Source organism: Amaricoccus sp., assembly GCF_047602525.1.
Taxonomy (GTDB): Bacteria; Pseudomonadota; Alphaproteobacteria; order Rhodobacterales; family Rhodobacteraceae; genus Amaricoccus.
Genome location: NZ_JASGHB010000001.1, coordinates 1 through 14,546 on the forward strand (window position 1 = coordinate 1; position 14,546 = coordinate 14,546).

Below are 14,546 nucleotides of genomic sequence, written 5' to 3' on the forward strand. Positions count from 1 at the left end.
ATCGTAATAGGCAGCAATGAATTCAGATCCGAAAGCTCGAAAAACGCGAAACCAGAATCGTTTTCACTTCGTGTATCACCTCCCGCCGTGGATGGTCACACCGGCGGAAGCATAGTACTGAGTGGTGCCGACATGCGGGGCACGCTGTACGCGATCTATACCTTCTCGGAAAAAGTGCTCGGAGTCGATCCGATGTACTACTTAACCGACAATGTTCCGGAAAAGAAAGAGGTCATCGACCTTCCAATTACCTTCCACGATGAAGAACCGGGCCCACTGTTTCGCTTTCGGGGATTCTTCATTAACGATGAGGATCTCCTAACAGGATGGGCTCCCGGCAAGAAAGAAGATCACAGCGGAATCTCTCTAGACGTTTGGGACCATCTGTACGAGACGATCCTGCGTTTGAAGGGGGCAACATGGTCGCACCCGGAACTTGGATTTTCCCGGATGACGGCCAAGTTCAACTCGCTGGCAAACGTGGACTTTGGCTCTCGCAGCATCACGCAACCCCGCTCGGCGTCAACATGGCGCGCTGGCCTGCTGGTGTTCCGTACAACTACTCTGTCCATCCAGAGATCATCCAGAAGGCTTGGCGGAACGCAGTCAATACCTACAAACCGGATCAGGACATTCTCTGGGAGCTTGGACTACGCGGACTTTCTGACGTTTCCTACGCTGCACTTGATCCATCCGTTCGCGACAATGAAGCGCTTCTTGGGAAGCGCATCAGCGACGCGATCGCAGAACAGCAGCGCATCGTTCGCGAGCACCATCCTAATGCTTTATTTGTCACCGATCTTTGGTCGGAAGGCAACCGGCTGATGCGGGACGGCGTGCTGAAGATTCCATCGGATGTCATCACAGTCTGGTCCGATACCGGCTACGGAAAGTTGCAGGACGATGGACAGGCGCGCGCCGGGCAGGGAGCCTACTTCCATATAGCGATGATGAATGATCGCGCCAATCAACTGTCCGAAATGGTGCCAGTGGACAGACTCCTCTCGGAGACGCAGCGCCTTGCAGATCACGGAGCAACGCAGTTCTTTCTTGTGAATACCAGCGATCTGCGCCCGGTGGTCATGTCGGCCCGGGCAACGATGGAAGCCGCCTGGGGCAATCTCAAGCAGGGCGAAGCCCACGCGTATTACAAGAGTTGGGCCAAGGAAGAATTCGGTGTAGCCGCTGCAGATGCGATAGCGAATGTTTACGAATCGTATTTCGCCGCACCGGCACACGCGCCCAACGGAGAAGAATATGGGGATCAGTATTACCACACCACTGCCAGACGGATGCTCCTCAATTCGGAGGTCGAATGGCCAAGCTATGTCCTCCCCGACCAAGCTCCAATCTGGCAGGCCCCACACCTTCAAGGCGCCGAGAATACAAGCCCAGCGGTTCGTAGCGCAGTTGATCGGGAGAGAGCCGCGTGTAGCAGCGCAGTGAAGCATTGGCAGTCTCTTTACGGCAAGGCGTCCCAGGCAATGTCGCTTGTCGAGCCCTCTCGACGGTCATTTTATGAGTCCAGTGTGCTGACGATGATCTCCATCAATATGGAGAGCAACGAAATGCTTCTCGACGTTGCGAATGCTATAGAAGCGAAAGATGCCGGCCACCCTGAGCAAGCGGTAGCCGAAATCCATAAAGGTCAAGAAGCCTTAGTCCGACTGAAGCAAGCTGAGGCACGAGGCGAGTATGGGCGCTGGAAGAACTGGTATCACGGCGACTGGTTAACGGGAGTATCACGCACCCAAGACGCGCTGGCCCAGTACGAGAAGCACCTGCTCGATAGTTCGACACCCGTGCCCCCTCCGATTCGTTGGTCCGATTGGGAAGCTTACTATCACATTCTTCATTACGAAGGAGATCGGACGGTCGATCTTCATTAGGGTTCAGGCGCCTAAATGAGGATCACGTCGGTGTGTGTCAGAAACCCGTTGTGTCTCCTGAATCCCCCAAAAGCTATTCAACGCAATCAGCAGTAGTAAACGGTTCAGAAATAGGAGAGGACATAAACATGCAATCCAGGAATTTCGCCAAAGTCCTATCACTAACGGCTGCTTTCCCGGTCGTTATATCGCTGACGCTGACCGGATGTGGCGCGGTGAATTCCCCCATCACCACAATGTTGAACTCGGGAAGCGCAACTATTGCCGGCAAGGCGCATGGAGGCCCAAATCCGGTAATAGGCGCAACGGTGACGCTGTATGCCACGCAAAGTAATGGATACGGCGGAGCAGGCCTGCAGTTGGCTCAGACAACGACGGCGAGCGACGGAAGCTTTACATTCAACCCTCTGAGCTACACGTGTCCTGCGGTTAACAAGCTTACATTACCTCTATCGGCGGGGATACCGGAGGGAACACAAACAACGACAATTCGTTTTTGATGGCTGCCATCGGCCCATGTTCTTCGCTGAATGCGAGCATGTATATCTGGGTCGATGAGCTGACAACCGTAGCAGCTGCCTACGCCCTCGACAACTTCATCACAATCAACGGAAACACTGTCAATATCAGTGCTCCAGCCAACAACAATGCCAGCGTCGGAAGTTGCTCTGGTACTGGCGCTGCCATGACCTGCGTTTCTGCGGGACTAACCCACGCCTTCCTTAACGCGGCCAATCTCGTCGACGCGGTTGGCTCTTTCACCGCTCCTCCGACTGGACAAGTGCATCTGGATGCAGCAGCTAGTCCCGGATCCGACGCATCTATCGCTGCTCTCGGAACATCGACGGCTAACGGGGGCGTTAATCCGTATACGTTAGCAAACACCGTCCCTGTGGCCGTCATCAACACACTGGGGAACATACTTCAGGCTTGTGTCAATTCGACCGGCGGGGTGGCAAGCGACGGAAGCCCCTGTGGTGTGCTCTTTCAGAATGCCACGCCTAGCAGTCTCTATTCCGCTGCCACCGCAGCTCCGACGAACACACTGCAAGCTGCCATGAATATTGCTCGCACACCATTCGTAAACGTTGCGAATCTCTATAATCTCGCCACTGCCTCTGGGTTTTATCAGCCGGCCCTTGTTGCCGCCCCGAATGATTGGTCGATCTCTATCCAGTACCACAGCGCTACCTTTGGAGCCACAGTAACCCCACTGGGTTATCCCTTCAGTGTTGCGCTCGACGCCAACGATAGCGTCTACGTTTCTGGCAATAGCACGGGAAGCAGCCCTGTTGGCACAGGCGCAACCCCGGTATTGATCTCCAAGCTCAGTTCGAATGGCGTAGGAGTTTGGCAAACAAGCCTTGCAAGCTCCACAGTGTGCGCCACCGGAGTCCTCGGTAATCTTTGCAACGAAGCCTTGGACGCGGTTGGGAATCTCTATCTAGCGGATGTCGGGTATCTCTACCAAGTGTCGACGGCCACTGGGACGCCCACCGCATTCACGAAGACTCTGAGCACAGCCTCTCTCAATCCAATCAATGTCGCAGTTGATCGCTACAACGGCCTGTTTGTCACCACGAACAACGTCTCCAGCAAGGCAAATCTCGTCACCTATCCTGCGGGTTCGACGGCCACGACGGCGCCCACAATCGTCACAGCCATCGGACTGACGCAGCCCATCAGCCCAATCCCAACGGGATTGGGTTTTGATTCCAATGGTGATCTCGGGATTACGCTCTACGGCTCATCTCCGATGAAGAGCTATTTCCTGGCGAACTCAAGCTCTACAAGCACGTCTTTTGGTACGGCTTCGTTAGGTGTGCTGGCTGCTTCGGGTGATACGGATACCCAGATGGAATGGGTGGTATTCGACGCGAACAATAACTTTTACGCTAACAGCCTCGTCGCCTTGTACGAGTTGCCTGCTGGGAGTTATGGAAGTACGGCGAACGTCGCTGGAAGTTACAGTGGCGGTTCCATACGTGGCGCCGCGATCGATGGCAACGGATCCATCTTCATGGACGACGGAAACTTCGCGATGCGTGTCTATTACCCGAAGCTCGGTACTCCGACGACCGGAGCTTTTACGGGATGCCTTCCTTGGGGAGACCAAGCGACCACCGTCACCTCTACCAGCACTGCAACGACAAGCACTGAGTCCTCATATTGTTCAGCCGCAATCTGGAACGGCGCAAGCAAGCAGCAATACCCAATGCGTGGCACGCGAAACCTTGCTATTGATTCGACGGGGGCTATCTGAACCGGTGCCCAAAATAACTTCGCCATCACGCAGATCTTGGGCGTTGCAGCGCCAACGTGGCCGCTCCTTTCCTACGCCCACTATGGAGTGAACCCTCAGTGATAGCTGCGAAGCCGACACCATACGCGAAAACGGAAGGCTGCCTCTGTTTATGAGAAGTAGGTTGCGAACTGGCTGCTGCAACGAAACTGCCTGAACTGAATCAGGCTGTTACTGAAATATTGTCAAGGAGAACATCCATGAAACTGTCTGGATGCGCGGCGTCTAGCGTGCTTGCTCTTGCACTATCCGGCATTGCAAGCGCTCAGAGTTCTTGGGTGGCCACGTGGGCCGCAGCTCCGGTGTCCGCTACCGGTGAAAAAATTGGTGGCGCGGGGCTGACCCTACGCAACATTGTGCACACATCCATCGGTGGAAACATGGTTCGCGTAACGCTATCGAATCAGTTTGGCCTGGAGCCGCTTTCCATCGAAGGAGTCAGCATAGCACCGAGTATAGAAGCAAGCTCTATCCAGTCTGGCACTGCAAGGATGGTTCTTTTCGGCGGTAAGTCCTCCATCACTCTCCCACCAGGATTCAGCGTGCAGAGCGACGGTCTCGACATGACTGTCACCCCCATGAGCAATCTTGCGGTTAGCATCTATCTTCCCGCCCAAAAGATCGCGCGGTACACACAGCACAACCTGGCCCGGCAAGACAACTATGGTCAAGCAGGCAATGCCTTAATGGCAACCAAGTTCACTTCCTCCAAGGTGATCTCATCATGGCGCTTCCTCACAGCGATTGACGTGGTGGCCCCCAATGCCGGCGGGGCGATAGTCGCCTTTGGGGACAGCATCACAGATGGGGATGGCAGCTCCGTTAATAAGAATATGCGGTGGCCCGATCTTCTGGCTGCGCGTTTAGATCGTGGCCAAGAAACGAAGCAGTGGGGTGTTGTGAATGAAGGGATCGCAGGCAATCGCGTCCTTCATGAAGGCGCCGGGCCAAGCGGGCTTCGACGATGGGACTTTGACGCACTCAACCGCTCTGGCGTGAAGTACATCATTCTGTTGGAAGGCATCAACGACATTGGACATTCGTCTTTGGCAAAAGACCCTGCAAGCTTTTCTCCTCAGAACATCATCACGGCAGACCAACTGATCACGTCCTACAGCGCCCTTATCTCTATGGCCCACGCAAAGGGCGTCAAGGTGATTGGCGGAACCCTCACCCCGTACCAAGGTTCGAAGTTTGACCGTGGAGAAGGGGAAATCATCCGAGAGCGAGTCAATCAGTTCATCCGCACTGGCGGGAAGTTTGATGGTGTTATCGACTTCGACAAGGCTATTGCCGACCCCGCACACCCTTTAGCGTTCCTGCCTGCCTATAACGATTCGGACCACTTGCACCCTAATGATGCTGGTTATAGGGCCATGGCGAATTCTATTGATATCGCTTTGTTCAAGTGAGCAATGGGCTGACCCATAAAACGAACTACGAGAGTCGACGTAGCAACGAGGAAACCATCGGATGTCCATTAACGTTCCAAAAAGATCGACTCGGCGTGTAAGACAAAATTCCGGGGTTCTGTGGGTGAGTATCGTGCTGCTTTTCTCCGGTCTTGCCGCGAACGCTTATGCGAATACGCCGCGAGAACGCTGGACGGCAGATCATGCGTGGAGCTACATGCGATCACAGCCTTCCCTCTGGGCAGCAATTTCCTTCCGTCGGATGCGATCAACCAACTCGAGATGTTCCAGGCTGAAACATTCGATCCCGGTGAGATTGACAAAGAGTTCGGTTGGGCAGAAGCCGCCGGAATGACTACCATGCGGATTTTCCTGCACGACCTACTGTGGCAACAGGATTCGCGTGGCTTTAAAGCGCGCATCGACACCGTGTTGGTTCTCGCCGCCAAACACCACATCAAGCCCGTGTTGGTGTTGTTCGATTCCTGCTGGGATCCAGATCCGAAGCTTGGCCCACAGCATCCTTCTATCCCTGGCATCCATAATTCGGGCTGGGTTCAGAGCCCCGGCATCGCGCTTGAGGATGACAGAAATAGTGCGCGCTTTGAAGCATATGTGAAGGGTGTAATTGGAGCTTTCGCAAACGACAATCGAATTCTCGCCTGGGATGTCTGGAATGAGCCCGATAACCCAGGAGGCGGCGATTACACCAACAATCTGAAGGACAAGGTGGAGCGCGTCGATCGTTTGCTGCCATTAGTTTTCGCGTGGGCTCGGTCTCAAGGCCCGAGTCAACCGTTGACCAGCGGCGTGTGGACGCACGACAGTTGGGCGGATCCTGACAAATGGTCTCCCACTGAAAAGATCCAACTGACAGAAAGCGACATCATCTCGTTTCATGACTATTCGTGGCCGGAGAAGTTCGAGAGCCGCCTAAAGCGAACCTTGAGAAGCTAAACCGACCATTGCTCTGTACCGAGTACATGGCACGCGGCGCTGGGTCGACCATCGACACAATCCTCCCGATAGCAGCAGCGCACAACGTCGGAATGATCAATTGGGGCCTTGTTCAAGGCAAGATGCAGACTTACTTGCCTTGGGATAGTTGGCATGTGCCTTATGTGGATCGAGAGCCAACGGTTTGGTTCCACGATCTGTTCTTGGCAAATGGCCAGCCGTACCGATCAAGGGAAGTGGATCTTCTACGTAAAACGGCTGCCGCTATGAGGAGCGGCCAAAACTGAGGAGCGTTCTAGGACTGATTCCATTGATCGTCCAGCAGGCTCTCCCAAGCATCGCTTATGTTGAGGCGTTGAAATGAATGGAAGTGTTAATACGGCGTATGTCGAAAAGGTGGCGCTCGCATCAAAGGTTGTTTCCGGTAGATGGCGAATCGAAGTTCTCTGCGCATTGCGAGAGGCGCCAGTCCGTCTGAGTGCGCTGCTACGTATGTTCCCCTTGGCGTCGAAGAAATGTCCGATCTCGAACTTGAGATTTCTAGAGGTCGCCGGAATTGTCGCGCGCCGGGGCCTGAGCACATCAGCACTTGACGCTGAGTATGAGCTTCTGCCTGGCAAGCGTGAGCCGTTCTTGAATCTTTTGAATTGCCTTGCGGAATACGGTGAGTTCCTTGCCGTTCCAGTGATCTCAAACAGTGCCGATATGCCCCCCTGGGCGAACACGGGATAGCGCATTCCTAATGCCGTTCGAAACACTGTTGACCTTTTTTGTTTTGTATCTGATGAAAGGATTCATATGATGCTGAACCGGTTGTCAAACCACGGTGTATCTATTTTGAAAGAATGCAAATGCATTAGCCGCGTGCGCGTTGTCGCCGCAATATTATTGTGGACCATCTGCGCTTCTCCGTTGATGCACGGTCAGGCCTCTACACCTGTGAGTCTGGGAACCGCCACCTTCTACCCGCGTCTGGCCCGATTGGCCCACGGATCTTCTTCGGTCAATGGATGGATCGTCGCCAGTACGAACGGAAAAATCTTTCGAAGCACCGATCACGGCAAAACGTTCACGTACATCGACACGGTGCCCGTGGTGAATGCAGTCAATGAATACTGTTGCGCGACACTGTTTGAATTGCCTCAGGCCGTTGGAAGCCTCGCGGCCGGCACTCTAATCTTCGCCGCGACCTATAATGTTTCAAACGGCAACGCGGATTCCTCGTTTATCGGCGTCTATGCAAGCACTGATCAGGGAACCACGTGGAGTTACTTGGCCACTCCAGTCCAGAGGGCTAGTGGTACTGGAGGCATATGGGAACCGCAATTTGACGTCGCAAGCGACGGTGCGCTCGTGATGTTCTGGTCCGATACTACAGACTCTCGGTGGAGTCAGAGGCTAGCGCAAAGCCGTAGCTATGACGGATCCACGTGGGTCAACCAGACGAATACCGTCGCCAGCAGTGTTCAATCGGATCGTCCCGGAATGGCTGTCGTCACGAAGTTGCCGAGCGGGACGTACTTCATGACCTACGAGGTATGCGGTACTCCAGCATGTGCCGTCTACTACCGAACCTCTCAAGATGGCTGGAACTTCGGCACTGTTACCAATCTAGGCACAAAGATTCAAACTCCATCCGGTCAGTACTTCGAGCACGCGCCGACCAACGTCTGGAGCCCTTCCGTCCTTTCCACGAGCGGTGCTGTCTTAGTGGTTGGACAGGTCATGTACGAAGCGAATGGCACAGTGTCATCAGGCAATGGCCAGACGATATTCGTGAATACCAGCAGTGACCTTTCCGGTACGTGGTACACGATCACAGCTCCAGTCGCCGTACCCAATGCGGTCAACAACTATTGCCCGAACTACTCATCCGCGCTCCTTCCTTCTTCCGATGGCAACAGCATTCTCGAACTCGCGAGCGAGCATACCACCCCGACCGATCTCACATCTCCATGCCAAACCTACTATGCGACGGAGACGTGGAATCAACTACCCTATGACGGCTCGACCTACATACTGCAAAATGTGGGTGCACAAACTCAGGGTGCTAATTTGTGCCTTGATGACCTCGGATGGGGCACTTCTAACGGAACCGTTGCCGACCTCTGGACGTGTACTGGATCGACCATTCAAAACTGGTCTGTCCATTCACATTCAAATGGTTATTTCAGCATCAAGAATCAGGTCACTAGCCTCTGTCTCGACAATACTGGTGGAAGCAGTACACCCGGCAATCAAGTCACACTTTGGGGTTGTGCAGGAAACAGCAATCAAAACTGGCAGTTCCTCGATACCGGCAACGGTCAGTTCAGGCTTAGGAATCAAGCTGGCGGCATCAATCTGGACAATCCAGGTGATTCAACAACACCTGGAACGCAGCTCCAGGTATGGACAGATAATGGTCTTCATCCGCAGGACTGGATCGCCACATTGGTTCCTCCAGCGATTGTCGATGGTGCTACCTATACGTTTACCAACGAGACGAGCAAGTTGGATTTAGACAACGACTGCGACGGTTGCACCGGCTCTCCGACGAACGGAGTCGCAGTCATCCAATATCCCGCAAACGGCACTGCGATGCAGCAGTGGACCTTACATGCGCAAGGTGGGGGCTATTTCACGATGGTGAATGCAGCGAACGGACTTTGCCTCGATGATCCATACGGCAATGGCACGCCTTCCCGGACGCTACCGCAATCCGCGGGAGTAAGCACAATGCTCTGGCAACATTCCTGCAACGGAACGGCGCCGCAAAATTGGCTTTTCATCCCGCAGACCGATGGATCCTTCGTTATCCAGAATCAGGCAGCTACGACGAACAACAGTAATCAGTCGATGGTAATTGATGATTATGACGGGAATACATCCAAGAATCTACAAATGTGGCTCACGCTAAGCAATGGGCTTGCAACCCAGAGGTGGGTGCTCACGAGGCAATAGTACGTCTCTGGGCACTCCATCTGGCCCCAACTTCTGAATTGAAGCGGGGTGTGCTTGTCTCAGCTTCACGGTTATTTGGGTCCCGGACGATCTGTCCGGGACCCGCCACGACCCAGTCCACGGCCCTGAAAAGTTTGTATGGCATGGAAGAGGTCTTCGCTTCGATAGAGCGGTGTTCAAGCCGCAATATCTAAGCGGATTTAGAACAATCCCAGCCGCGGGGAATCCGAAACGGTGTATGTAGTAATGACCGAAGCCGTCTTTGGCGCGCTGAACGCAGTCATCTCTGGGTTCGGTGTGAAAGGCACGGAAACGAATCGAAATTCGGACTAAACCCCTTGAGAAGCGACGAGCGTGTTTCTCCGGCGCGGAAGCGAACGGCGTGGAACCCAGGAGATCTACCTTTCTCTGTGATCGAATCTAGTGGCCCTGTTGAGACTGAAACAAATGACTTGCGCGGAGGAGCAATAAGCGCCGCATGGTTCGGTATTGATTTGCAAGGCGCTTTCATTCTTGTGGTTCTTTTCTCCTGCCAGCCATGCTGCGTGGCCATCTGATTAAAATAGCTGCCATGTCTACTTCGCGTCGTGACTTCCTGAAATTCGCGGCCCTGCTCTCGGGTGCAACGGGCATTTCCAGCTTCGTTCCGGACTCCATTCAGCGTGCGCTTGCCATTGAGCCGACGCCCGGCAGCACGTTCGCCGATGCCGAGCATATCGTCATCCTGATGCAGGAGAACCGCTCCTTCGACCACGCGTTCGGCTCGCTGCAGGGGGTGCGGGGCTTCAACGATCCGCGCGCCATCCGGCAGCCCAACGGCAACTCTGTCTTTGCGCAGACCTCGGCCGCCACTGGAAAGACCTATGCGCCCTGGCGGCTCGACCTGCGCGACACGCGCATCACCTGGATGGGCTACCTGCCCCATTCGCGAAACTCGCAGGTGGATGCCTGGAACGAAGGGGCCTACAACAACTGGATTGACGCCAAGAAGTCCCCGCAGAAAGAGTACCGGCACATGCCCATCACCATGGGCCACTACACGCGCGAAGACCTGCCGTTCTACTATGCGTTGGCAGACGCCTTCACTGTTTGTGACCAGAGTTATTGCGGCGTGATGAGCTCCACCTCGCCCAACCGTTCGGTTTTCTGGAGCGGCACGATCCGCGACAAGCAGACGACGGACTCGCGCGTGTACATGCGCAACGACGAGCTCTTCCGCGACGCCCTGGGGTGGAAGACCTTCCCCGAACGCCTTTCGGACGCAGGCATCTCCTGGCGTTTTTACCAGAACGAGCTGTCTACAACGAGCGGCCTGACCGTGGAAGAAGATGCCTGGCTTTCCAACTTTGGCTGCAACATTCTGGAGTGCTTCGGCGCGTACCATGTCGAGGCCGTACCGCTGGCGCCGGAAATGCTCAAGAAGGAACTGGCGCAGGCCGAAAAGCAGGTGGAGGGACTGGAGGAGCGGCTGTCGGAGCTCTCGAATCCCAGCGCGGGCGATGAGCTGCGCACGCGGTTGGAGTTGGCGCGTGGACGCGTGGCAACGGTCAAGTCCCGGCTCGCCGGGGCTGGTGATGCAGGGTATCGCCAGCTCTCCGCGAAGGAGCGTGCGCTGCATGATGCGGCCTTCGTCACCAACCGCAACGATCCGGATTATCGTTCCCTGGAGCCGTTGAACTTCACGGCCAACGGCCGCGAAGAAAGCATCGGCGTTCCGAAGGGCGACATCCTGCACCAGTTCCGCGCGGACGTGGAGTCCGGGAAGCTGCCGACCGTTTCCTGGCTGGCGGCGCCGCAGAACTTCTCCGACCATCCCTCCGCCCCGTGGTACGGTGCATGGTGGGTCTCGGAGATCATGGACATTCTGACGAAGAACCCTGAAGTGTGGAAGAAGACCGTCTTCATCCTCACGTACGACGAAAACGACGGCTACTTCGACCATGTGCCGTCCTTTGTGGCTCCGGACCCGAAGCGGCCGGAAACAGGAGCAGCGTCGGCAGGCTTGCAGGCGGAGTTGGAATACACCTATAAGCAGGACGAAATCGCGCAGGGCGTTCCGGAGCACGAGGCGCGCAGCGGCCCCATCGGCCTCGGGTTTCGTATCCCTACTATCGTTGCCTCTCCGTGGACGCGCGGCGGCTGGGTGAACTCACAGATTTTCGACCACACCTCGACGCTGCAGTTCCTGGAGCGTTTTATCGAGCTGAAGTTTCATAAGAGCGTCCGCGAAGAGAACATGAGCGGATGGCGCCGCGCCGTCGCCGGTGACCTGACTTCATGTTTCCGCACAGCCACCCAGGACGAGCCGAAACTGAGCTACGTGAACCGCGATAAGCACATCGAGCTGATTGTCTCCGCGCGCGACCGGCAGCTTCCTTCCGGATACACCGAGCTCACGGCCGCGGAGATCGCCGCCATCGGCGCGAATCCGGGCACGGCCGCGGCGATGGGGCACCAGGAGCCCGGCACGCGGCCCGCCTGCGCACTGCCCTATGAGTTGTATGCTCATGGCCTTGTTTCGCCGGACAGAAAGTCCTTCCAGCTCGAACTCACCGCGGCGGCAAGCCTCTTCGGGGCACGCTCCGCAGGCGCTCCGTTCAATGTCTACCTGCGTAACATCGTGGACGCGCCGGGCATGCGCGCGGCCACCTATACGGTGAAGGCGGGAGATACCCTGAAGCCGGTCTTTGCTCTCGACCAGTTCAGGGACGGCCGCTTCGAAGTCGAGGTGCTGGGCCCTAACGGCTTCTATCGCCGCTTCACCGGCACTGCGCACGATGCGCCAGCAGGGGTGACCGTAGCGCTGGAGCGGCGCAACCATGCTCCCACCGGTGCGATAGAAATCCATCTGCACAATCCCGAAAAACCGCGCAGAAGTTCTCCATCACGGACAACAGCTACGGCGCTGCGCCTGTGGCGAAGGGGGTGGCCGCAGGGGGCACTGAGCGTGTCCTCCTGCCGTTGTCGGGAAGCCATCAGTGGTACGACTTTACAGTCGGGACCCGCGGCCAACAGCTCGCTCGCACACTTCGCAGGACGCATCGAGACAGGCGCCCATTCCCGGACCGATTCGCTTATGGGAAGAGGATGAGCCTGCGGGGCGGGGGAGCTAGGCTGTAACCCCCTATAGCTTGGTGAGGCAAGAACGGGTAGGTCAGGGCTTTAGCCCTGACATTCAGACCATCGAAGGACGTGGGCCTTTAGGCCCTGAAGAAGCAGAGCAGCCACGAAACCGTACCGCAGCGGCTGAAGCCGCGAATTTTCAAATGAATTCTGCGTCTGGGCTAAAGCCCAGACCTACCTGTAGGGGGATACGGCCAAGCATCCCCGCCGCTGCTGGAACATTCGCGCCGTCGTGTTCGGTACACTCGTTGTGATTTCAGGAGGGTTCTGGCCGTGCTGTTTTCTCGCCGTCGCGTTGTGCGCAGCGCCTTGTTGCTGTTCTCTTTCGTTGTCTTGTCGGGAGTGGTTTCTGCGCAGTCGTCCGCGACTGATCCTGTCGCTACACCGGCGGCGGTCGTCACGGCCGGCCATGCGCGCTTTACCGTGCTCACGCCGCAGTTGATCCGGCTGGAGTGGGCCGCCGACGATCGCTTTGAAGACCACGCTTCGTTCATCTTCCTGAACCGCCGTTTGCCCGTGCCGGCATTTACACAGAAGCGCACTGCTGATGGCCTCACGCTCGACACAGGCAAGCTGCAACTCAGCTTTCATCCTGCGGCAGGCGACAGCGGCTTCACCGCGGAGAACCTCGCAATCACGCTGCAGGTCGAAGGCCGGCCGGTCGTCTGGCACCCGGGCATGAGCGACAGCGCGAACCTGCTTGGCACAACGCGCACGCTCGACGGCGCCCGTGGCGACGTAGGGCTGCGCGAACCGATTGGCAAAGGCCTGGTCTCGCGCGACGGCTGGAGCGTGGTCGAGGACAATGGCCCGCTGTTCAGCTCGGCAAACTTTGCTTCCGTTCACGCCACGGCATTGACCGAGCCGTGGGTGCTCTCGCGTCCGCAGGGGCAGCGGACATGCCTTACTTCTTCGGCTACGGGCACGACTACAAGCAGGCACTGGGCGACTACGTGCGTGTTGCGGGGCGCATCCCGCTGCCGCCACGCTACGCCTTCGGCACGTGGTGGTCGCGCTACTGGGCATACTCCGACGCCGAGCTGCGCGAGCTGGTGCATGACTTCCGCGAAAACAACGTGCCGCTCGACGTGCTGGTCATCGACATGGACTGGCACAAGACCTTCGGGCGCACCTTCCCGAAGGACGCGTCAGGCCATGCGAAGGGCTGGTCCGGCTACACATGGGACGCAGCGCTGTTTCCCGATCCGCAGGACTTCCTGCGCGAGATGCACGACGACGGCCTGAAGCTTACGTTGAACCTGCATCCGGCCAGCGGCGTGCAGCCCTGGGAGGACGCCTATCCGCAGTTTGCGCGCAACATGGGCATCGACCCGGCCACGAAGCAATACGTGCCCTTCGACATTATAGATCGCAAGTACGTCTTCAACTACTTCAACCTGCTGCACCATCCGCTGGAGCGCGAGGGCATCGACTTCTGGTGGCTGGACTGGCAGCAGGAGGCCACGACGAAGGTCGAGGGCGTCAACCCGACCTGGTGGCTGAACTACCTGCACTTTACCGACCAGGAGCAGGAGGGCAAGCGTCCGCTGCTCTTCCACCGCTGGGGCGGGCTGGGCAACCATCGCTACCAGATCGGCTTCTCCGGGGACACGCACTCCACGTGGGAGTCGCTGGCGTTTCAGCCGTGGTTCACGGCCACGGCGGCGAATGTCGGTTATGCGTACTGGTCGCACGACATCGGCGGCCACATGCCTGGCGTGGTCGAGCCGGAGCTGATTACGCGATGGATCCAGTTCGGTGTCTACAGCCCCATCCTGCGCACGCACACCACGAAGAACTCCGACGCCGAGCGCCGCATCTGGGCCTACCCGGAGCCGTACAGCGATATCATGCGGCAGGCGTTTCAGCTTCGTTCCCGTTTGCAGCCGTACCTTTACACCGAGGGCAGGCGCACGTTCG

Annotated in this window: 8 protein-coding genes and 2 pseudogenes; all 10 read left to right on the forward strand. The window is 56.8% G+C overall.

Annotated features, from left to right (window positions below; genetic code table 11):
* Positions 1 to 192 precede the first annotated feature (192 nt).
* Positions 193 to 399: pseudogene (locus QM699_RS00005) on the forward strand (glycosyl hydrolase 115 family protein); the annotation flags it as partial.
* A gap of 20 nt (positions 400 to 419) precedes the next feature.
* On the forward strand, positions 420 to 1,889 hold the full coding sequence (locus QM699_RS00010) for a glycosyl hydrolase 115 family protein (RefSeq protein ID WP_415009255.1): 1,470 nt from the start codon (positions 420 to 422) through the stop codon (positions 1,887 to 1,889).
* A 128-nt stretch (positions 1,890 to 2,017) separates the two neighbouring features.
* Positions 2,018 to 2,389 (forward strand): hypothetical protein, encoded by a 372-nt coding sequence (locus QM699_RS00015; RefSeq protein ID WP_415009256.1) that lies wholly within the window; start codon positions 2,018 to 2,020, stop codon positions 2,387 to 2,389.
* Positions 2,390 to 2,427: 38 nt separating this feature from the next.
* A complete protein-coding gene (locus QM699_RS00020) occupies positions 2,428 to 4,152 on the forward strand; it encodes a hypothetical protein (RefSeq protein WP_415009257.1) in 1,725 nt (574 codons plus the stop codon).
* Between the two features lie 239 nt (positions 4,153 to 4,391).
* Positions 4,392 to 5,603 (forward strand): SGNH/GDSL hydrolase family protein, encoded by a 1,212-nt coding sequence (locus QM699_RS00025; RefSeq protein ID WP_415009258.1) that lies wholly within the window; start codon positions 4,392 to 4,394, stop codon positions 5,601 to 5,603.
* 207 nt (positions 5,604 to 5,810) lie between these two features.
* Positions 5,811 to 6,560 carry a cellulase family glycosylhydrolase gene (locus QM699_RS00030; protein WP_415009259.1) on the forward strand — a complete coding sequence of 250 codons (750 nt, stop codon included), beginning with the start codon at positions 5,811 to 5,813 and terminating at the stop codon, positions 6,558 to 6,560.
* A 360-nt stretch (positions 6,561 to 6,920) separates the two neighbouring features.
* Entirely contained in the window at positions 6,921 to 7,292 is a 372-nt protein-coding gene (locus QM699_RS00035; RefSeq protein ID WP_415009260.1) for a winged helix-turn-helix transcriptional regulator, read from the forward strand.
* A gap of 69 nt (positions 7,293 to 7,361) precedes the next feature.
* Entirely contained in the window at positions 7,362 to 9,503 is a 2,142-nt protein-coding gene (locus QM699_RS00040) for an RICIN domain-containing protein (RefSeq protein WP_415009261.1), read from the forward strand.
* Between the two features lie 571 nt (positions 9,504 to 10,074).
* Entirely contained in the window at positions 10,075 to 12,594 is a 2,520-nt protein-coding gene (locus tag QM699_RS00045; protein WP_415009262.1) for a phosphocholine-specific phospholipase C, read from the forward strand.
* Between the two features lie 931 nt (positions 12,595 to 13,525).
* Positions 13,526 to 14,515 (forward strand): annotated as a pseudogene (locus tag QM699_RS00050) (TIM-barrel domain-containing protein); the annotation flags it as partial.
* Between the last annotated feature and the right edge of the window lie 31 nt (positions 14,516 to 14,546).

Bases quoted from the DNA above. Each gene is read 5' to 3' on its own strand.
- QM699_RS00010 (WP_415009255.1), top strand. From the start codon at position 420: ATGGTCGCACCCGGAACTTGGATTTTCCCGGATGACGGCCAAGTTCAA.
- QM699_RS00035 (WP_415009260.1), top strand. From the start codon at position 6,921: ATGAATGGAAGTGTTAATACGGCGTATGTCGAAAAGGTGGCGCTCGCA.
- QM699_RS00020 (WP_415009257.1), top strand. From the start codon at position 2,428: ATGTATATCTGGGTCGATGAGCTGACAACCGTAGCAGCTGCCTACGCC.
- QM699_RS00015 (WP_415009256.1), top strand. From the start codon at position 2,018: ATGCAATCCAGGAATTTCGCCAAAGTCCTATCACTAACGGCTGCTTTC.
- QM699_RS00045 (WP_415009262.1), top strand. From the start codon at position 10,075: ATGTCTACTTCGCGTCGTGACTTCCTGAAATTCGCGGCCCTGCTCTCG.
- QM699_RS00025 (WP_415009258.1), top strand. From the start codon at position 4,392: ATGAAACTGTCTGGATGCGCGGCGTCTAGCGTGCTTGCTCTTGCACTA.
- QM699_RS00040 (WP_415009261.1), top strand. From the start codon at position 7,362: ATGCTGAACCGGTTGTCAAACCACGGTGTATCTATTTTGAAAGAATGC.